The 19,476-nt window shown below is 67.4% G+C and carries 16 protein-coding genes; 6 read left to right on the plus strand and 10 right to left on the minus strand.

Annotation, left to right across the window (positions count from 1 at the left end; translation table 11 throughout):
* Positions 1-36: 36 nt before the first annotated feature.
* From ribD to glyA, 3 genes are all read right to left on the minus strand, one after another.
* A complete protein-coding gene (gene ribD, locus ACXU4B_RS08825; RefSeq protein WP_240734052.1) occupies positions 37-1,137 on the minus strand; it encodes a bifunctional diaminohydroxyphosphoribosylaminopyrimidine deaminase/5-amino-6-(5-phosphoribosylamino)uracil reductase RibD in 1,101 nt (366 codons plus the stop codon).
* A gap of 346 nt (positions 1,138-1,483) precedes the next feature.
* Entirely contained in the window at positions 1,484-2,002 is a 519-nt protein-coding gene (gene nrdR / locus ACXU4B_RS08830; protein ID WP_131409668.1) for a transcriptional regulator NrdR, read from the minus strand.
* 85 nt (positions 2,003-2,087) lie between these two features.
* The gene (gene glyA, locus ACXU4B_RS08835) at positions 2,088-3,341 is read right to left on the minus strand and encodes a serine hydroxymethyltransferase (protein ID WP_131409670.1); all 1,254 of its coding nucleotides are present in this window, start codon (positions 3,339-3,341) and stop codon (positions 2,088-2,090) included.
* A gap of 185 nt (positions 3,342-3,526) precedes the next feature.
* Here glyA and ACXU4B_RS08840 point away from each other — a divergent pair, with 185 nt between their 5' ends.
* The 3 genes from ACXU4B_RS08840 to pyrF all read left to right on the plus strand — a co-directional run bounded on the left by ACXU4B_RS08840 (position 3,527) and on the right by pyrF (position 7,316).
* Positions 3,527-4,522, plus strand: coding sequence for an aldo/keto reductase (locus ACXU4B_RS08840; RefSeq protein ID WP_131409672.1), 996 nt, complete (start codon positions 3,527-3,529; stop codon positions 4,520-4,522).
* 152 nt (positions 4,523-4,674) lie between these two features.
* Positions 4,675-6,336, plus strand: a complete 1,662-nt coding sequence (ettA, locus tag ACXU4B_RS08845; protein WP_131409674.1) for an energy-dependent translational throttle protein EttA — start codon at positions 4,675-4,677, stop codon at positions 6,334-6,336.
* 167 nt (positions 6,337-6,503) lie between these two features.
* Positions 6,504-7,316: an orotidine-5'-phosphate decarboxylase gene (pyrF, locus tag ACXU4B_RS08850; protein ID WP_131409676.1), complete on the plus strand. Its 813-nt coding sequence runs from the start codon at positions 6,504-6,506 to the stop codon at positions 7,314-7,316.
* 93 nt (positions 7,317-7,409) lie between these two features.
* Here pyrF and ACXU4B_RS08855 read toward each other — a convergent pair whose 3' ends face one another.
* The 4 genes from ACXU4B_RS08855 to def form a co-directional block, all read right to left on the minus strand.
* Positions 7,410-8,165 carry an AcvB/VirJ family lysyl-phosphatidylglycerol hydrolase gene (locus tag ACXU4B_RS08855; RefSeq protein ID WP_458910856.1) on the minus strand — a complete coding sequence of 252 codons (756 nt, stop codon included), beginning with the start codon at positions 8,163-8,165 and terminating at the stop codon, positions 7,410-7,412.
* A gap of 20 nt (positions 8,166-8,185) precedes the next feature.
* Positions 8,186-10,774 carry a bifunctional lysylphosphatidylglycerol flippase/synthetase MprF gene (gene mprF, locus ACXU4B_RS08860; RefSeq protein WP_240734053.1) on the minus strand — a complete coding sequence of 863 codons (2,589 nt, stop codon included), beginning with the start codon at positions 10,772-10,774 and terminating at the stop codon, positions 8,186-8,188.
* A 163-nt stretch (positions 10,775-10,937) separates the two neighbouring features.
* Positions 10,938-12,935 carry an OPT family oligopeptide transporter gene (locus ACXU4B_RS08865; RefSeq protein WP_131409680.1) on the minus strand — a complete coding sequence of 666 codons (1,998 nt, stop codon included), beginning with the start codon at positions 12,933-12,935 and terminating at the stop codon, positions 10,938-10,940.
* Positions 12,936-13,105: 170 nt separating this feature from the next.
* Complete coding sequence (gene def, locus ACXU4B_RS08870; protein ID WP_131409681.1) at positions 13,106-13,645, minus strand: peptide deformylase; 540 nt, start codon at positions 13,643-13,645, stop codon at positions 13,106-13,108.
* 200 nt (positions 13,646-13,845) lie between these two features.
* Between def and ACXU4B_RS08875 the strand changes: the two genes are divergently transcribed.
* The 3 genes from ACXU4B_RS08875 (at position 13,846) to ACXU4B_RS08885 (ending at position 16,773) form a co-directional block, all read left to right on the plus strand.
* Entirely contained in the window at positions 13,846-15,921 is a 2,076-nt protein-coding gene (locus ACXU4B_RS08875) for a carbon starvation CstA family protein (RefSeq protein ID WP_131409683.1), read from the plus strand.
* Positions 15,922-15,932: 11 nt separating this feature from the next.
* Positions 15,933-16,127, plus strand: a complete 195-nt coding sequence (locus tag ACXU4B_RS08880; protein WP_131409685.1) for a YbdD/YjiX family protein — start codon at positions 15,933-15,935, stop codon at positions 16,125-16,127.
* 142 nt (positions 16,128-16,269) lie between these two features.
* Positions 16,270-16,773: a DUF2127 domain-containing protein gene (locus tag ACXU4B_RS08885; RefSeq protein ID WP_131409687.1), complete on the plus strand. Its 504-nt coding sequence runs from the start codon at positions 16,270-16,272 to the stop codon at positions 16,771-16,773.
* A 35-nt stretch (positions 16,774-16,808) separates the two neighbouring features.
* On the opposite strand, the gene ACXU4B_RS08890 is transcribed toward ACXU4B_RS08885, so the two are convergent.
* From ACXU4B_RS08890 to ACXU4B_RS08900, 3 genes are all read right to left on the minus strand, one after another.
* Entirely contained in the window at positions 16,809-17,708 is a 900-nt protein-coding gene (locus ACXU4B_RS08890; protein ID WP_131409689.1) for a DMT family transporter, read from the minus strand.
* On the minus strand, positions 17,705-18,601 hold the full coding sequence (locus ACXU4B_RS08895; protein ID WP_240734054.1) for a glycosyltransferase family 2 protein: 897 nt from the start codon (positions 18,599-18,601) through the stop codon (positions 17,705-17,707). Before ACXU4B_RS08895 ends, ACXU4B_RS08890 begins: the two co-directional genes overlap by 4 nt.
* 87 nt (positions 18,602-18,688) lie before the next feature.
* Positions 18,689-19,441 (minus strand): hypothetical protein, encoded by a 753-nt coding sequence (locus tag ACXU4B_RS08900; RefSeq protein ID WP_131409690.1) that lies wholly within the window; start codon positions 19,439-19,441, stop codon positions 18,689-18,691.
* Positions 19,442-19,476 lie beyond the last annotated feature (35 nt).

A 19,476-nucleotide genomic window follows, 5' to 3' on the forward strand; every position in this document is an offset into this window, starting at 1 on the left:
CCTGGTACCTGTGGTGTCGATGGCGGGTGGCGCGCCTCAGGCGACGGGACGCATGAGCAGGCGCATGTCGTCACCGATGGTACGGCGATCAACGGTGCGCAGTTTCCAGCGGTCCGCCATGTCTGCCAGTGGCGGAAGGCACAGCAGCGGCCGTCCGCTGTCGCCGAGCAACAAGGGTGCGACGTAGATCAACAATTCATCGACCAGCCCGGCGGCGAACAAGGCGCCACAGAGGGTCGGGCCCGCCTCTACGTGCACTTCGTTGCAATGGCGGCGGGCCAGCTCCTTCATCGCGGCCATCAGGTCGATGGCGCCGTCGCGCATGCCCACGGCGGCCAGCTCGGCCTTGCGCAGGCGCTCGTCATGCGGCGTCGCCTGGACATCGTGCAGGATCAGCGTAGGCGCCTCGCCATCCAGCACATGGCTGTCCGGCGGCGTGCGCAGCCGGCTGTCGAGCAGAACGCGCAGGGGCGGCGCGAAGGCTTCGCCGTCGGGCAGGCGTACCGTGAGTCGAGGATCGTCCGCGGCGATCGTGCCGTAGCCCGTGAGAATGGCCGAACTGCGGGCGCGCCAGCGCTGCACGTCGGTACGCGCGGCCTCGCCCGTGATCCACTTCGACTGGCCATCGGCGAGCGCCGTGCGCCCGTCCAGGCTCATCGCGAGTTTGACGCGCACCCAGGGCCGCCCGCGTTCGATGCGACTGAAAAAGCCGATATTGAGCTCGCGTGCCGGCTCGCGCATGAGGCCGGTATCCACCGTGATGCCGGCGTCGCGCAGCCTGCCAATGCCGCGACCGGCGACCTGCGGGAACGGGTCTTCCGTGGCGACCACCACGCGTGCCACGCCGGCGGCGACCAGCGCATCGGCACACGGCGGCGTGCGGCCATGGTGGGCGCACGGTTCGAGCGTCACGTACGCGGTGGCACCGCGCGCCCGCTCAGCCGCCTCGCGCAGCGCGAACACTTCGGCGTGCGGCTCGCCTGCGCGCTGGTGGAATCCGGTCCCCACCACCTGATCGCCATGGGCGATGACGCAACCGACGCGCGGGTTGGGCTGGGTGGTGTACAGGCCGCGCCCGGCCAGGCGCAAGGCATGCGCCATGTGGGCGTGATCGAGGGCAGTGAAGGCGTGCGTCATGGCTCGACTCTGGCTTCCTCTCCGCTCCGGGGAGGGGACTAAGGTGAGGGGTGGGTGCTGGCGGGAGGCTAGCAGAAGAGCCCGCTTTGACTGGACGTCTTCGCGGGACCGTACCCTCCCCCCAACCCCTCTCTCCCACAGGGACCACCTTCGGGTCGCCGCGGGAGAGGGGCAAAAGCAACATCGATCGAAGCAACCCTTCTCCCTCCGGGAGAAGGTGCCGGTCCCACGGGGACTCCCTTTGGTCGCAGGCGGATGAGGGTTCGGGCGGAGCGCGGGATTGGAAGACTACGCAAGCCCCGCACCCTCACCCCAACCCCTCTCCCAAAGGGAGAGGGGTCACGGCTCAGGACTTCTTGCGCCGTGCCACGCTCTCGCCCAGCAGCGACAGCTGCAGCGCCTCCAGTTCCGGCAGGTCGCGTTCGAGCTTCTCGATTTCCTCGCGGAAGGCCTGCACGTCCTCGAACTTGCGGTAGACCGAGGCGAAACGCACGTAAGCCACCTGGTCCAGCTGCTTGAGCTCGCGCATCACCAGCTCGCCGAGCTGGCGCGAGGGAATTTCCCGCTCGCCGCTGCGGCGCAGGTCATTGACGATCTCGCGCACGGCCGCGTCCACCGAGTGGGTCGGCACCGGCCGCTTCTGCAGCGCGCGCTCGAAACTCACGCGCAACTTGCGTTCGTCGAAGGGCTCGCGGCGCTCGCCGCTCTTCACGATGGTGGGAAGCTTGAGTTCCGCCGTCTCGAACGTGTTGAAGCGCTCGCCGCAGTGGGGACACTCGCGACGGCGACGCACGGTGGCGCCGTCCTCGGCAAGGCGTGAATCGATCACGCGGGTGTCTTCGTGCTGGCAGAAGGGGCAATGCATGGGTCTAGGAGTGCGGAATGAGCAGCGAGAAACGGGACGATGCCTGGTTACTCACGACCCACTCCTCTTCACTCGTTGATTGCTCTCAGCCGTACACCGGGAACTTGTGGCACTGCGCCGTCACCTTGTCGCGGACCTTGGCCAGCACGGCCTCGTCCGTCGGCGCATCCAGCACGTCGCAGATCCAGTGGGTCAGCTCGACCACGTCCGCTTCCCGGTAGCCGCGGGTGGTGATGGCCGGCGTGCCCACGCGCAGGCCCGAGGTGACGAAAGGCTTGCGCGGATCGTTCGGCACGGCGTTCTTGTTGACGGTGATATGCGCCTTGCCCAGCGCCTCCTCCGCGTCCTTGCCGGTGATGTCGCGACCGATCATGTCCACCAGCATCAGATGGTTCTCGGTGCCGCCGGAAACGATCTTGTAGCCGCGCTCGATGAAGGTCTTGGCCATCGCCTTGGCGTTCTTCACCACTTGCTCCTGGTAAGCCTTGAACGAAGGCTCCAGCGCTTCCTTGAAGGCCACCGCCTTGGCGGCGATCACGTGCATCAGCGGGCCGCCCTGGATGCCGGGGAACACGATCGACTGCAGCTTCTTCTCGATCTCTTCGCCGGCGTCCTTGGCGACGATGATGCCGCCGCGCGGGCCGCGCAGGGTCTTGTGCGTGGTGGAGGTGACGACGTGCGCATGCGGCACCGGGCTCGGGTACACGCCAGCGGCGATCAGGCCGGCGACGTGGGCCATGTCGACGAACAGGTAGGCGCCCACCTTGTCGGCGATGGCGCGGAAACGTGCCCAGTCCATCACCTGCGAATAGGCGCTGAAGCCGGCCACGATCATCTTCGGCTTGTGCTCGACGGCGAGGCGCTCGACCTCGTCATAGTCGACCAGGCCCATCTCGTTCACGCCGTACTGCACGGCGTTGAACAGCTTGCCGGAGATATTGACCTTGGCGCCGTGGGTGAGATGGCCGCCGTGCGCCAGGCTCATGCCCAGGATGGTGTCGCCCGGCTGCAGCAGCGCGAGATACACAGCCTGGTTGGCCTGCGAGCCGGAGTGCGGCTGCACGTTGGCATAGGTGGCGCCGAACAGCTGCTTGAGGCGCTCGATGGCGAGGCGTTCGGCCACATCCACGAACTCGCAGCCACCGTAGTAGCGCTTGCCCGGGTAACCCTCGGCGTACTTGTTGGTCAGCACGCTGCCCTGCGCTTCCATCACGCGCGGACTGGCGTAGTTCTCCGAGGCAATGAGTTCGACGTGGTCTTCCTGGCGACGGGCTTCGTCGGCCATGGCCTGGGCCAGTTCATTGTCATAACCGGCGATCGTCTCGTGCTTCGGAAACATCCTGACCTCGTGGGAAAGCTTGCGGGTTTGAACGAGAAAGTGTACCGCCCCCAGCCCCTTGGGGCCATATCCGCCCGATTCCCGCAGATCTTGTGCCGCCGGCCGTTCCTGAACCCGGTAGCGGCACATGCCGGCAGCCCGGCCCCGGGCGCAGCATACGGGGATAACCCGACGGAGTGATCCCCATGAGGTACCGCAGCCTCGGCCGGCACGGCCCCAAGGTTTCCGCCCTCGGCCTCGGCTGCATGGGCATGTCCGGCATGTACGGCGCGGCCGACCGCGGCGAAAGCATCGCCACCATCCACGCCGCGCTCGACGCCGGCGTCACCCTGCTCGACACCGGCGACTTCTACGGCATGGGCCATAACAAGTTGCTGATCGGTGACGCCCTGGCCGGGCGGCCACGCGACAGCTACCAGCTCAGCGTGAAGTTCGGCGCCCAGCGCGGCCCCGCCGGCGACTGGCTGGGCTACGACGCCCGTCCGGCAGCGGTGAAGACCGCGCTGGCCTATACGCTGCAGCGCCTGCGGGTCGACTACATCGACATCTACCGCCCGGCCCGGCTCGATCCCAACGTGCCGATCGAGGACACCGTGGGTGCCGTCGCTGACCTGGTGAAGGCCGGCTACGTACGCCATCTGGGCCTGTCCGAGGTGGGGGCCGAGACGATACGCCGCGCCAACGCCGTGCTGCCGGTGGCCGACCTGCAGATCGAGTATTCGCTGATTTCGCGCGGCATCGAGCCGTCGATCCTGCCCGCCTGCCGCGCGCTGGGCCTCGGCATCACCGCCTATGGCGTGCTCTCGCGCGGCCTGATCAGCGGGCACTGGTCGGCGGATCGCGGCACCGACGCCCGCGACTTCCGCACGCACAGCCCGCGCTTCCAGGGCGGCAACCTGACCCACAACCTCAGCCTGGTCGACGCGCTGCGCCAACTGGCCGACGCGCGCGGCATCAGCGTGGCGCAGCTGGCCATCGCCTGGGTGCTGGCCCGGGGCGAGGACATCGTCCCGCTGGTCGGTGCCCGCAGCCGGGCGCGCCTGCAGGAGGCCCTGGTGGCGATTGACGTGGACCTGGATGCGGACGATCTGGCCGCCATCGAGCGGGCCGTACCGCCCGGCGCCGCTGCCGGCGAGCGCTACAACAGCCAGGGCATGGCTTCGCTGGACAGCGAGCGCTGACCTGCTGCGGGCGGTAGGGCGGCAACCGCCCTCCGCCGCCCCGATGTCACCGGCAGCGCTCCACAAGCCGCTATAATGCGCGGTTTGTTATCCACTGAAGTTCGCACCGCCAGCCCCCTGCGGCCGGCGTCGTGCACGCCGCCGGAGGCTCCATGCAATACATCTACACCATGAACGGTGTCAGCAAGATCGTTCCGCCCAAGCGCCAGATCATCAAGGACATCTCGCTGAGCTTCTTCCCGGGCGCCAAGATCGGCCTGCTGGGCCTGAACGGTGCGGGCAAGTCCACGGTGCTGAAGATCATGGCGGGCGTGGACAAGGACTTCCAGGGCGAGGCCCGTCCGCAGCCGGGCATCAAGGTCGGCTACCTGGCGCAGGAGCCGCAGCTCGATCCGGAGAAGACCGTGCGCGAAGCGGTCGAGGAAGGCGTGTCGGTGATCCTCGATGCGCAGAAGCGCCTCGACGAGGTCTACGCCGCCTATGCCGAGGAAGGCGCCGACTTCGACAAACTGGCCAAGGAACAGCAGGAGCTGGAAAACATACTGGCGGTGAACGACGCCCACGCACTGGAGCGCCAGCTCGAAGTGGCCGCCGACGCACTGCGCCTGCCGCCGTGGGACGCCAAGATCGGCCCGCTGTCCGGTGGCGAAAAGCGTCGCGTGGCGCTGTGTCGCCTGCTGCTGTCCAAGCCCGACATGCTGTTGCTCGACGAGCCCACCAACCATCTGGACGCCGAGTCGGTGGACTGGCTGGAGCAGTTCCTGCAGAACTACCCCGGCACCGTGGTGGCGGTCACCCATGACCGCTACTTCCTCGAGCACGCGGCCGAGTGGATCCTCGAGCTCGATCGCGGCCGCGGCATTCCGTGGAAGGGCAACTACACCGACTGGCTCGAGCAGAAGAGCGAGCGCCTGGCCCGCGAAGAAGCGGCCGAAAAGGGTCGCCAGAAGGCCCTCGCGCGCGAGCTCGAGTGGGTGCGTTCGGCGGCCAAGGGCCGTCAGTCCAAGGGCAAGGCGCGTATCAACCGCTTTGAAGAGCTGAACTCGGTCGAGTACCAGAAGCGCAACGAAACGAACGAGCTCTACATTCCGCCGGGCGAGCGCCTGGGCCAGGAAGTGATTGAGTTCAAGGGCGTGTCGAAGTCGTTCGGCGACCGCCTGCTGATCGACGACCTGAGCTTCAAGGTGCCGCCCGGCGCCATCGTCGGCGTGATCGGCCCCAATGGCGCCGGCAAGTCCACCCTGTTCAAGCTGATCACCGGCCAAGAAACGGCGGACGCCGGCGAAGTGAAGCTGGGCCACACCGTCCAGCTGGCCTACGTGGACCAGTCGCGCGACAGCCTCGACCCGAACAAGAACGTGTGGCAGGAAATCTCCGACGGCGCCGACATCATCACCATCGGCCGCTACGAGTTGCAGTCGCGCGCCTATATCGGCCGCTTCAACTTCAAGGGCACCGACCAGCAGAAGATGGTCGGCAGCCTGTCGGGCGGTGAGCGCGGTCGACTGCACCTGGCCAAGACCCTGATGCAGGGCGGCAACGTGCTGCTGCTCGACGAACCGTCGAACGACCTCGACGTCGAAACGCTGCGCGCGCTGGAAGACGCGATGCTGGAGTTCCCCGGCTGCGCGATGGTGATCTCGCATGACCGCTGGTTCCTGGACCGCATTGCCACGCACATCATCGCGTTCGAAGGCGACTCGCATGTCGAGTTCTTCCCCGGCAACTACAACGAGTACGAAGCCGACAAGAAGCGCCGCCTGGGCGACGAGGCGGCCGGCCCGCATCGCGTGAAGTACAAGAAGCTGGCGTAAGCGCGCCGTTGCTCCCTCTCCCCTGCGGGGAGAGGGCTGGGGTGAGGGGCCACGGTTGGCCCCAACCCCCAAAAGAACGCGATTCAGATCAGCGATACCGCAAGATTGTCCCCTCACCCTACCCTCTCCCCGGAGGGGAGAGGGAACCGAGCAGCGAGGAGAACCCGATGCACTTCATGCAATCCCTGCAACAGGCATGGGCTGACCATGACTCTCTCGTCTGCGTCGGTCTCGATCCCGAGCCGGCAAAATTCCCCGCGCACCTCAAGGGCCACCCGGACGCGGTGTTCGAATTCTGCCGTGCCATCGTCGATGCCACCGCCGACGTGGTCTGCACGTACAAGCCGCAGATCGCCCACTTCGCCGCGTTGCGCGCGGAAGATGCACTGGAACGGCTGATCGCGCATATCCACGACCGGCATCCCGGCGTGCCGGTGATCCTCGACGCCAAGCGCGGCGACATTGGCAGCACGGCGCAGCATTACGTCACCGAAGCGTTCGATCGTTTTGGCGCGGATGCGGTGACGCTCAATCCGTATCTCGGCCGCGACTCGATCCAGCCGTTCCTCGACCGTGCCGACAAGGGCGTGATCCTGTTGTGCCGCACGTCCAATCCGGGCGGCGCGGATTTCCAGGCGCTCGACTGCGGCGGCCAGCCGCTATACCTGCGCGTCGCCGAAACCATCGCGCGCGACTGGAATGCCAACGGCAACTGCGCCCTGGTGACCGGTGCCACCTGGCCGGAAGAACTGGGCAAGGTCCGCGCCGTCGTCGGCGAGATGCCCTTGCTGGTGCCGGGCATCGGTGCGCAGGGCGGCGACGTCGAAGCGGTGCTGAAGCACGGCCGCGGTGCTGATGGCACCGGGCTGATGATCAGCTCCTCGCGCGCCATTCTCTACGCCGGCAGCGGCGAGGATTTTGCGCAGGCCGCACGCCTGGCGGCGATCGAACTGCGCGACACCATCAATCGTTTCCGCTGACGGTCGCCGATGGTGACCTAGGGCACTACCTGCCCGGGCACCGGCATCGCGGTGGCGCCCCGCAGCCGGCCGCCGACATCGGGCGCATGCCTGTCAGCGCGCGGCCGGCAGGTCGTGAATCATCTGTTGCGCCAGTCCTTCGTAGTTGTAGTCGAAGTGGTGGTCGCCCTTCTTCGCGTAGACGGTGATCCAGTCGGGAAGGTTCGGCTCGGCGCAGACGGTGTCGTCCTTGTCGTCCAGCCCGTAGTAGCACACCACCGGCGGACGGCCATCCAAGGCCAGCAGCGGCGCCTTGGCGCCGGAGTGATGCACCGGGTTGACCCACTGGAAGAAGTCCTGCGTATGGGTCTTCCACCAGCCCTCGCGCATATAGCCTTCCATTTCGATCTCGAAGCTGACGTCCTTGCTGGGAGACAGCATCACGATCTGCGCGATGCGGGCGCGCCCTTCCGGGCTCAGCTGGTCGACGATCGAAGGCAGCACATCGGCGCCAAACGAGAAGCCGATCAGCCAGATGCGCTGCTTGCCGCCCTGCGCCACGGTGCGCGCGATCAGTGCATCGAGGTCAGCCGCCGAGTCGGCCGCCGAACGCTCGCGCCAGTAGTACTGCAGCAGGCTGACCCCGACCACCGGGATGCCATGCGAGGCAATGATCTTGCCCAGCGACTGGTCCAGGTCGCGCCAGCCGCCATCGCCGGAATAGAAGATCGCCACCACGTCCTCGCGCCCGGGCAGCGGCGTGACGCCGGCCTTGGCCGGCACCGTCACCATCGACTCGTCCATGCTGGCGTGATGCCATGGTTGCCACGCCCACATGCCTGCCGCCGCGGCGACTACCAGGACCGGCACGGCCCACTTCCAGAATCGTTTCAACGGCGCACCATGCCTGAGAGTCCACCCGAGATAAGGCTCGCCAGGTTGGCGAAGACCAGTGGTAAGGCGATCCCGTTGGGCACCGCCAGATAGCGGGGCTCCCACACCGGGTCGAATTTGTCCTTGTACTTGTGCAGGCCGCGGAAGTTGTAGAAGCGCTCGCCGCGACCGAACAACATCGCGCCCAGGCGGCTCCACAAGGGCGCGCTGCGGCGGTTCTGCAGGCCCGACAGCGGCGCCATGCCGAGGTTGAACCACTGGTAGCCCTGCAGCCTGGCCCAGGTCATGAGTTCCACGAACAGGAAATCCATGATGCCGGAGCTGCTGTCGGGCAGGTGGCGCATCAGGTCGAGCGAAGCCTCTTCCTTGCTGTCGGTGAGGAACAGGTTGGCGAACGCCACCAGCTCCTCGCCCTGCCACACCAGCGCCATGGGCGTACGTACCAGGTAATGGGGATCGAACGTGCCCAGCGAGAAGCCCTTCTCGCGCACGCGCTTGTCGCGCATCCACGCATCGGAAATGCGCTTCAGGCGCGGCAGCAGCGGGTGCACTGCCTCGGCCGGAATGACCTCCATCCGCAGGCCTTCGCGCGTCAGCTTGTTGATGGTGTTGCGCAACACCTTCTTCGATTTGCCGTCGAGGTTGAAGCTGGCCAGCGGCACGCGCGCTTCCTCGCCGATCTTGAGCAGGTTCATGCCCGTTTCGAGATACAGGTCCAGGTCTTCCGGGCGCACCTGGTAGAACAGCGGCCAGCCGCCAGCGCGTTCGCACTGGTCGCGGAAGGTCCACACCAGCTCGCGCCGCGCTTCCTCCGACTCGCCGACCGGGTCACCCATGGCGACCCAGCTGCGGCCTTCGACGTCGTACATGATGAAGGCCTTGCCTTCCGGGTCGAACAGCAGCGTCTTGTCGGCCATCAGCGCGAGATGCGCCTGCGCCGACGAATAGTTCTTGATCAGCGGCAGCGCGCGCTGCAGATCGGCCTCGCCCGGCAGTTGCAGGTCGGGCCGCGCCGGCCGGATCAGGTTGGCCAGCGCGAACAGCAGGCCGGCGGCGGCGGCACCGACCAGCGCACGCAGCGCGCGCGGCGCGCCGCCGTGATAGAAGCTGAATTCCCACCACAGGTTGTTGCTGTATTCCACATGCTTGTAGCTGAAGCCGACCAGCCAGCCGGCGCAGCCGAGCACGGCCAGGATGGCGATGATCCATCCCCACGAAAAGCTCGCACTGAACAGCGAGGCACGGCGATAGAACAGCTCGTGCGCGGGCGCCAGCGCCAGCGCGAGCAGCGCCAGCAGGATCGCTTCCTCATAGTCGATGCCCTTCAGCAGCGACAGCACCGCACCCAGCACCAGCAACACCAGGGTGAGTACGTAGGCCGCATCCAGCCGGCGCTGCAGGCCGCGCGCCAGGATCAGCAGCATCATGCCGACCACGCTGCTGAGGAAATGGGAGACTTCCAGCACCGCCAGCGGCAACACGTCGCGCAGGATCGCCATGCGCGTGGGCAAGGCCGAGGTTGCGCTCGAGAACAGCAGCACGGCGCCCGACACCAGCGTCAGGCCGGCGAAGAACGGCGGCAGCAGGCCGGTGAACCATGGCGCGAGCAGCGCCTTCTGGCGCAGGCCGCGCGCTTCGCGCCACAGCACCACCACGGTGGCGGCGAACAACGGCAGGAAGTAGTAGATCAGGCGATACGCGGCCAGCGCGCCGAGGATCGGCGCCTCCAGGCCCTGGTTGCCGGTGGCGCCGAAGCCCGCCAGCATCACTGCCTCGAACACACCCAGCCCGCCCGGCACGTGGCTGACCAGGCCCGCGATCTGCGCCAGCACGAAGATCGCCAGGAAATGCCCGAAGCCGGTATCGACGTCGTTGGGCATCAGCAGGTACAGCACGTAGGCGGCCAGGCCCCAGTCCACCGCACCGGTGATGATCTGCTTTGCCGCCGTCTGCGTGGAGGGCATGCTCAGGCGCCAGCGCCACACGCGCAGCGGCCGGCGCAGCAGGAGGTTGCCCAGCAGCCACAGCAGCGGAATCAGCGTGAGCACCGCCGCCACCGGCAGCCGCCAGTTCGACAGCGGTATCGACGGCGGCACCGGCACCAGCAGCAAGGTCACGCCGGTCAGCGCACACAGGCCAAGCCAGAAGCTCAGCGTGCAGTACAGCACGACCCTTGCCACCTCGGCGGTGGAAAGGCCCGCCTGGATGTAGAAGCGGTAGCGGATCGAACCGGAGATGAGCAGCGCCATGCCCAGCGCGTTGCTGAAGGCATAGCTGATGAAGGAAATCAGGCTGACCTGCGGGCCCGGCAGGCGCTTGCCGATATGCGCCAGGCCGAACCAGTCGTACAGGATCATCACCCCGTAGCTGCCCGCCGTGAGCAGCACGGCCAGGGCGACACGGTAGTTCTCCAGGCCGTGGACGTAGCGGGCGACTTCGCGGTAGCTCACCTCGCTGGCCAGCCGGTGCAGCGCCCACAGCGCCAGGCACAGCATCGCCACCGAAAGCAGCGGACCGGCGAGCCGACGCAGCCTGGCCATCAGGCCAGGTCGAACCAGCGTGTCCCCGGTTTGCGGGGCATCCACCCCTGTCTGCTCCACCACGCGTTTACCGCCTCCACATCGACCATCGCGCAAGACTTCGCTGCGACCGCCTAGGATAGCCGGTCAAGGCGCATTCCTGTTCGATCGTGCCATGGGTGGATGACATCTGGTCGCGGCCCCTTCAGGTAGGCCGCGACCGTTCGGCTCAGGCCTTTCTATTCGACCCGCTGGCCATCCGGGCGACCCAGCGATAGAGCACGAAGACGATCGCCGCGAAGGCGATGCCGCCGATCCATTGCGCCGCGCCGGCGAAACCCTCGCCGACCAGGGCCAGCGGGGCACCCTTGCCGGACAGGCCGACTATGAAGGCGATCACGACGCCGATCACACTCTCGCCCACGATCAGGCCCGAGGCCAGCAGCACGCCCAGCTGCTTGGTGGCTTCCGGTTTGGCGGCACGGTCCGCGCGACGGTCGAAATACCAGCCGACCACCGAGCCCACCACCACCATCAGCGTGCTGACCGTAGGCAGGTAGATGCCCAGGCCCACCGCCAGCGGCGGGATGCGCATGTGCTTGGTGGTACGCGCCAGGATCTCGTCGACGATGATGATCGCCACGCCGATCCAGATGCCGGTGACGATCAGGCTCCAGTCGATGTTGCCGGTGATTACACCGTTTGCCAGCGCCGAAATAAGCCCGGCTTGCGGCGCCGGCAGCGCATGCGCACCGACGCCCGCTACGCCGACAAAACCATAGGCCTTGTTGAGCAGGTCGAGCACCGGCGGAATCACCGCGGCGCCGGCCACCACGCCGATCACCAGCGCCACCTGCTGCCGCCACGGCGTGGCGTCGACCAGCTGGCCGGTCTTGAGGTCCTGCAGGTTGTTGTTGGCGATGGCCGCCACCGTGAACACCACCGAGGTGATGAACAGCGCGAACGCCACCAGCGCCTTGCCCGCCTCCGGAGCCACATGCGGCTGGACGAACGCCACCAGCAGCAGCGAGGCGGCGATCACCACCAGGATGCCCACGCCCGACAGCGGGCTGTTGGACGAGCCGATCAGGCCGGCCATGTAGCCGCACACCGTCGACACGAAGAAGCCCATCAGCACGACGAACGCCACGCCGCCGATGGCCAGCACCGCCACGTGGTCACCCAGGCCGCTGGTGGTGCCGAAATAGCCGAGCAGCCAGCCGATCGGCAGGAAGCAGGCCAGCGTGATCAGGCCCACGATGCCGATCGGAATGTCGCGCTCGGTGCGCGGCAGCGAATCGGCCTTGCCGGCCTTGCGCACTTTCGAAGCGGCCATGGCCGACGTGAGGCCGCTGATCACCGGCTTGACCAGTTTGGCCAGCGTCCAGATCGCCGAGACGCCGATGGCGCCGGCGCCGACGAAGCGCACCTTGTGGCTCCAGGTGCCCTGGGCCAGGTCCGCCACCGTACCGGAGGCCTGCGCCAGCAACGAGTAATGCGGCACGCCCCAGCCCCAACCGATCAGGGCGCCGATGAGCATGGCGATGCCGACCGACAGGCCCACCAGGTGGCCGATGGCGAACAGAGCAAACGACAGGTTGAAGTCGTAGCCGCTCACCGCGCCCTTGTTGCCGACGCGGAAGTACTGCACCACGTCGCTGGCAAACACCTGGGTGGCCACCACGACGGCAAACACCGCCGAGACGATCGAGCCCCACAACACGGCGAGCAGGCCGGCGCGGCCCTCTTCCACGCTGTCGGCATTCGCCTCGTCGCCGCTGCCCACTTTGAGCACCTCGGCGCAGGCCAGGCCTTCCGGGTACGGCAGGTCCGAGGTGGTCACCAGTGCGCGGCGCAGCGGGATCGAATACATCACGCCCAGGATGCCGCCCAGCGCGCAGATCGCGAACGAGATCCAGAACGGAAAGCCGGTCCACCAGCCGATCATGATCATGCCCGGCAGCACGAAGATGATGGAGGACAACGTGCCGGCCGCCGAGGCGATCGTCTGCACGATGTTGTTTTCCTGGATGGTCGAGTCCTTGAACCCGCGCAGCAGCGCCATGGAGAGCACGGCGGCGGGAATCGAGGTGGCAAACGTGAGGCCTGCCTTGAGGCCGAAGAACACGTTGGCCGCGGTGAACACCACCGTGATCAGGACGCCGAGGATGAGACCCCGGACGGTCAGTTCCTTGCGCGACTCGGTGCCTGGATGATTGCCGCTCACGAAAGTCTACCCGTCATGTTGGTGTTCCCCTGGTGGCCGCCCGCGGGCGACGTGAATGCCGTGCCCGCCGCCAGCGGCGGGCCAGCGCGTAGGTTTGCCACATTTTGGGGATGACGCAAGGCTTTTTGGCTCCCTCTCCCTCCGGGCGACCCGAAGGGGAGGGAAAGCGCTCACTCGTCCGCGCCCGGGTCCTGGCCCGGGAACAGCACGTCGGTATAGCCGAACTTGCTGAAGTCGGTGATGCGCGACGGGTACAGGCGCCCGATCAGGTGGTCGCACTCGTGCTGCACGACCCGTGCGTGGAAGCCCTCGGCATTGCGGTCGATGCGCTCGCCCTTGGGGTCCAGGCCCTGGTAACGGATCAGGGTGTAGCGACTGACCGCCCCGCGCAGGCCCGGCACCGAGAGGCAACCCTCCCAGCCTTCTTCCATGTCCTGCGAGAGCGGCGTGATCAACGGGTTGAGCAGCACGGTGCGCGGCACCGCGGGCGCGTCCGGGTAACGCTCGGAGCTGTCGAATCCGAAGATCACCAGTTGCAGGTCGATGCCGATCTGCGGCGCCGCCAGGCCCACGCCGCCGGCGTCGTGCATGGTGTCGAACATGTCGGTGATCAGCGCATCCAGGCCCGCACTGCCGATCATCGCGTCAGGCACCGGTGGCGCCACCCGCAACAGCCGGGGATCACCCATCTTGAGGATCTCGCGGATCATCGAAGCTTCTCCTTTCGCCAGTTCGCCGGTCGCCGGTGACCATCCGCCGGGGCGGTCAGTTTACGCGCCAGACCCCACGCACGCGCAGTCGTGGCGGGCCGGCATTCGACCAAAGGCTAATAGTGGCGGGCGCATAATGGCATTGACCCCCGGGACGGCCGGGACGACCCTTGCGGGGGACTGTCCAGGAGCCAATGCGCATGCATACCGTCGCCGTCAAACCGAGCCCGGCAGGAAAAATCCTGTGGGCAGTGATCGCCATCGTGGGGGCCTGGTGCCTGGGCGTGGTCGCCCTGCGCCGCGGCGAACCCATCAATGCCATCTGGCTGGTCGCTGCAGCCATCGCCGTCTTCGTGATCGGCTACCGCTTCTACGGCAAGTTCATCAATGACAACGTGCTGCGCATGGACCCGAGCCGGGCCACGCCGGCCGTGCTGCGCAACGACGGCCTCGACTACGTGCCCACCGACCGCTGGGTGGTGTTCGGACACCACTTCGCCGCGATCGCCGGCGCCGGCCCGCTGGTGGGACCGGTGCTGGCCGCCCAGATGGGTTACCTGCCGGGCACCTTGTGGATCCTGTTTGGCGTGGTGTTCGCCGGCGCGGTGCAGGACTTCATGATCCTTGGTCTCTCGGTGCGCCGCGATGGCCGCTCGCTGGGCAACATGCTGCGCGACGAACTGGGCCCGGTCGCCGGCGTGGTCGCCATGTTCGGCGTGCTGGTACTGATGATGATCGTGCTGGCCGTGCTGGCCCTGGTGGTGGTCAAGGCCCTGACGCACAGCCCATGGGGCACCTTCACCGTGGCCTGCACCATCCCGATCGCCCTGCTGATGGGCATCTACCTGCGCTGGCTGCGTCCCGGCAAGATCCTCGAGGTCTCCATTATCGGCCTGGTGCTGCTGCTGGCGTCGATCTGGTTCGGTGCGGCCGTCGCCGCGTCGCCGACCTGGTCGGTGGTGTTCGATTTCGATGCCCGGGCGCTGGCCTGGTTGCTGATCGCCTACGGCTTCTGCGCCTCGGTGCTGCCGGTGTGGCTGCTGCTGGCACCGCGCGACTACCTGTCCACCTTCCTCAAGATCGGCACCATCATGCTGCTGGCGCTGGCCATCTTCCTGGCCGCGCCGACCCTGCAGATGCCGGCGGTGACCCGCTTCATCGACGGCACCGGCCCGGTGTTCCAGGGCAACCTGTTCCCGTTCCTGTTCATCACCATCGCCTGCGGTGCGGTGTCGGGCTGGCATTCGATCATCGCCTCGGGCACCACGCCCAAGCTGATCAGCAGCGAAGCGGAGGCACGCATGATCGGCTACGGCGGCATGCTGATGGAGGCATTCGTCGCCATCATGGCGCTGGTCGCCGCCGCGTCGCTGCATCCCGGCGTGTACTTCGCCATGAACTCGCCCGCCGCGCTGATCGGCACCACCGCGGAACAGGCGGCCACCACCATCAGCCAGTGGGGCTTCGTGGTGACGCCGGACGACCTGCTCAACACCGCCAGGGACATTGGCGAGAAGAGCGTGCTCAGCCGTGCCGGTGGTGCGCCGACGCTGGCGGTGGGCATGGCCCAGCTGCTGCACGGCATCATCCCGGGCGAAGGCATGATGGCGTTCTGGTACCACTACGCGATCCTGTTCGAGGCCCTGTTCATCCTGACCACGGTGGATGCCGGCACGCGCGTGGGCCGCTTCATGATCCAGGAGATCGCGGGCCTGGTGTACAAGCCGCTGCAACACACCGAATCATGGACCGGCAACCTGCTCGCCACGGCCATTTGCGTGGGCCTGTGGGGTTACTTCCTGTACCAGGGCGCGGTCGATCCACTGGGCGGCATCAACACCTTGTGGCCCTTGTTCGGCATCGCCAACCAGATGCTGGCGGCGGTGGCGCTGATGCTGGCCACCGTGGTCACGGTCAAGCTCAAGCGCGAGCGTTACGTGCTGGTACCCGGCATCCCGGCGACCTGGCTGGTAGTGTGCACGCTCACCGCCGGCTGGCAGAAGCTGAGCGGCCCGATCAGCTTCACCGCCGCTGCCAACAAGTACGCGCAGGCCATGCAGGACGGCAAGCTGCTGGCGCCCGCCAAGAGCATGGCCGAGATGCAGCGCATCGTGACCAACAATTATGTCGATGCCGCGCTCACCGGCATCTTCATGCTGCTGATCCTTACCATGCTGGCCTTCGCGCTCAATGCCATCGGCAAGGCATGGCGCGTCAATCACCCGACCGCGCACGAGGAGCCCTACGTACCGTTGGGCAGCGTGCCCAGCGCATGAGGGCCAGCACGATGAAGCCGAACCTGCAGGCGATACGGAAGTGGGCGGTGCAGACCGCCCGCCTCTGCTGCGGCGTCCCCGATTACGACGTCTACGTGAAGCACCTGCGCGAGCACCATCCCGATCGCCCGGTGCCGAGCTACGAGGAGTTTTTCCGCGAGCGGCAGATCGCCCGCTACAAGGGCACCGGCGGGCGTTGCTGCTGAGCCGGCGCGGGTTCCGCCAGGGCCATGCCCCGCCGGGGCATGGCCTTTGTCGTGTGGGGGCTTGCGCGGTGCTGGGCATTCCGCGCGGTTCCCATCATCATCACGCGGTGACCCTGCCCATCCCCGTTCCATTCGCTCGACCATGACCGAACACCATCTCACCCAGCCCACGTCCGAGGTCGAGGCGCAGCACAGCCTGGGCCTGCGCGTCATTGCCATCTACAAGGCGGTGAAAACCGTCGGCTTGCTGTTCGTGGCAGCCTTTGCCTTCCACCTGGACCGCGAGCAGAACTTCGAAAAGCTGGTGCACTGGCTCGAGCACCTGTCGCTCACCGACAGCAACGGGCTGCGCTGGCAACTGGTGGGCCTGCTGCAGGCAATGGGCCCGAGCAAGTTCGTCGCCATTGGCCTGGTGGCGCTCGCCTATGCGGCGATCTTCGCCACCGAAGGCACCGGCTTGTGGCTGCGCAAGCACTGGGCGGAGTGGTTCACGGTGATTGCCACCAGCTCGCTGATTCCGCTGGAGTTCTACGAGACCTTGCACCGCTTCACCTGGCTGAAGCTGGGCGCACTGCTGGCCAACATCGCCATCGTGGTGTACCTGGTGAGGATCGCCATGCAGCCACGGCCACCCAGGGCGAAATAAGCCCCCAGGCATGGCCGCGCTCCGGCGCGCCGCCGCTAGACCTCGTGATGCAAGCCTTCCGCCTGCAGTGCCGCGCTGCGCGGCGCGAGTTCCACCAGGTACATAGCCGCGAGGATCAGCACACCGCCGGCAAGCATGCGCCAGGTCAGCACGTCGTCGCCGAAGCTCACCGCGAACCCTGCGGCGAACACCGGCTCCATCGTCATCACGATGGCCGCGCGGGTGGGCGACAGGTGCGCCTGCGCCCAGGTCTGCACCAGCATGGCGCCGGCGCCGGCGGCGATCGCCATGTACACCACGGCGATCCAGGCACCGCGGTCGGGCGGCAAGGCGGGACCGGACGGCAAGGTGGCGATCAGGCAGATCGCGGCGATCACCATCACCTGCACGGTGGAAAGTGCAAACGCGCTGCCCGGGCGCGACCACGTGCCCAGGCCGACGATGTGCAGGCCATACAACGCCGCCGAGGCCAGCGTGAGCCACACGCCGTAACCAATGCTCAGGCCATGCAGGGCCAACAGGGCCAGGCCGCCGACCGACAGCAGCACCGCGATCCAGGTGACCGACGGCAGGCGCTGGCGCAACAGCACCGTGCCCAGCAAGGGGGTGAACACCACGTACATCCCGGTGGCGAAGCCACTGATGCTGGCAGACGTGTGCTCCAGGCCGAAGGTCTGCAACAGCTGCGCCACGCCAAAGATGGTGCCGAGCGCGATGCCCTGCCCCCACTCGCGACGACTCAGGCGCAGCAGGTGCCTATGAAACGGCAGCGCCATCGCCAGCACGGCGATGGCGAAGCGCACGGCCAGGAAATCCGCCACGGCCATGCGCGCGACCAGGTCCTTGATCAGGAAAAAGGTGGAACCCCAGATCGCCGTGACGGCAATGAGCCCGAACGTCGCCAGCGTCGCCTTGCGCGAAGACGCGCCGCTCATGCACCGCTCCCCCTGGTCAGCCGTCGGCGGGCCAGCCGCCACAGCTGCCCGGGAATCTGCAGCAGGAAGTGGCTCCAGATGCCCAGCCACACCAGCGCCGACAGCCACGGCTTGCGCGCATCCGGATCGAACTTGCGGAACCAGCGCCACATGCCGCGATGCTTGTGGCGGCTCACGAACACCGGGCGATGCCGGCTCGAACTGCCCTTGCCATGCAGCACGCGCACATCGCCCGCCAGCATCACGCGGTAGCCGGCATCACGAACCCGACGGCACAGGTCCAGGTCCTCGCAATGCAGGAAATAGTCTTCGTCGAACCCGGCGAGATACTCGAACACGCGGCGCGGCACCAGCATCAGCGCGCCGGATACCGCTTCCGCTTCCACCAGCGACCCGGGCATCGGGCCCTCGATGTTGACGCCCTCCCCCTCGCGATGGAGCATCGTGGTGAGCGCACGACTGAGCAGGGGATCACGGCGATGGGATGCCGGATCGGGCACGCCGTTCTCGTCGCAGACCACGGCGCCGATCAGCCCGGCACGCGGATGCGTGGCGAGGTGGTCGACCAGTTGCTGCAGCGTGCCGGTGTCGAGCAGGCAGTCCGGATTGAGCACCAGCAGGGATTTGCCGTGCGCCTGCGCGGCGCCCCGGTTCACCGCCGGCCCGAAGCCGAGGTTCGCGTGGTTGTAGATCACGCGCAGGCGCTCGTCGCTTTCATGCGCACGTGCAATGGCCTGCGGAATGCCATCGGACGAGGCGTTGTCGACCAGGATCATTTCCAGCGGAACATCGCACGCGAGCACGCGGCGCACGCAGTCGCGCAGCGAGGGCCCGCTGTCGGCGGCCACCACGATCACACTGACCGGCAACACGGAGGAGGAGTCGGGGTTCACTGAAGTATTCACTTCCACAAGTATGCGCGAGACAGCATGTGTCTGGCACGTGAAAGGGGTCACCGCATGGCCAATCCAATGCCGGAGCTAGCGCCGACGTCCCCGGCCGAGCACCTCGTGCAACGGCGCCGGCACGCCGTCGCCGCGCCTGGCCAGCCACGGCTGCCCGCCCTCCCAGCCGCACAACTCCCAGCCAGACACACGATGCATGCGCTCGCCGTGGCGGTCCCACAGCACATCGCCGCGGCCGCCCGGCAGGCTGGCGACGAACCAGCGCCCGTCGGGTCCGAAGCAGCAACGGGCGCTGACGCGCTCGATCACCTGCCCTGCCGCGAACACGTAGCGCCCCTGGCCGGCACCGATCGCCTCGTAGCGCACCGGGTCCCCGTCCGGATCGGTGAACTCGCCGCCGACTTCGCCCCATGCGACGCGGACCAGTTCGATGATGTGCGCCCGCGGGCCCGTCGGTGCGAGCGCCAGCTCGCTCCATTCGGGCGACGCCGGCGCATGCGCGACGCGCCTGACCGGTCGGTCGAGCAGCGATTCCATCAGCGCCACCAGCGAAAAGCCGACCAGCGCACCCAGCAGGGCCGCGCCCCACGCCACCAGGTCGCCGCCCAGCGCACGCTGCACGGCGAACAGCAGTCCTGGCAGCCCCCAGCGCAGTCCGCGCCGGCAACGCGCGGCGTAGTGCACGATGCGTTGCGCCAGCAGCACCGCACCGAGTGCCAGCAGCAGCAACACCGACAGATCCGCCCACCACGGCAACAGCGCGACCAGTCCGGTCCACGCCGCCGCCGGCAGCACGCGCCTCAACCAGCGGGCCAGCACTGAAGCCACCCTAGGGCCTCGAGACAGAAGCAGGCCACGCCAGC

It is taken from the genome of Dyella soli (assembly GCF_054482295.1).

Excerpts from the sequence above, each read along its gene's own strand:
- ribD (WP_240734052.1), bottom strand. The coding sequence starts at position 1,137 with ATGACGCACGCCTTCACTGCCCTCGATCACGCCCACATGGCGCATGCC.
- nrdR (WP_131409668.1), bottom strand. The coding sequence starts at position 2,002 with ATGCATTGCCCCTTCTGCCAGCACGAAGACACCCGCGTGATCGATTCA.
- glyA (WP_131409670.1), bottom strand. The coding sequence starts at position 3,341 with ATGTTTCCGAAGCACGAGACGATCGCCGGTTATGACAATGAACTGGCC.
- ACXU4B_RS08840 (WP_131409672.1), top strand. The coding sequence starts at position 3,527 with ATGAGGTACCGCAGCCTCGGCCGGCACGGCCCCAAGGTTTCCGCCCTC.
- ettA (WP_131409674.1), top strand. The coding sequence starts at position 4,675 with ATGCAATACATCTACACCATGAACGGTGTCAGCAAGATCGTTCCGCCC.
- pyrF (WP_131409676.1), top strand. The coding sequence starts at position 6,504 with ATGCACTTCATGCAATCCCTGCAACAGGCATGGGCTGACCATGACTCT.
- def (WP_131409681.1), bottom strand. The coding sequence starts at position 13,645 with ATGATCCGCGAGATCCTCAAGATGGGTGATCCCCGGCTGTTGCGGGTG.
- ACXU4B_RS08875 (WP_131409683.1), top strand. The coding sequence starts at position 13,846 with ATGCATACCGTCGCCGTCAAACCGAGCCCGGCAGGAAAAATCCTGTGG.
- ACXU4B_RS08880 (WP_131409685.1), top strand. The coding sequence starts at position 15,933 with ATGAAGCCGAACCTGCAGGCGATACGGAAGTGGGCGGTGCAGACCGCC.
- ACXU4B_RS08885 (WP_131409687.1), top strand. The coding sequence starts at position 16,270 with ATGACCGAACACCATCTCACCCAGCCCACGTCCGAGGTCGAGGCGCAG.
- ACXU4B_RS08890 (WP_131409689.1), bottom strand. The coding sequence starts at position 17,708 with ATGAGCGGCGCGTCTTCGCGCAAGGCGACGCTGGCGACGTTCGGGCTC.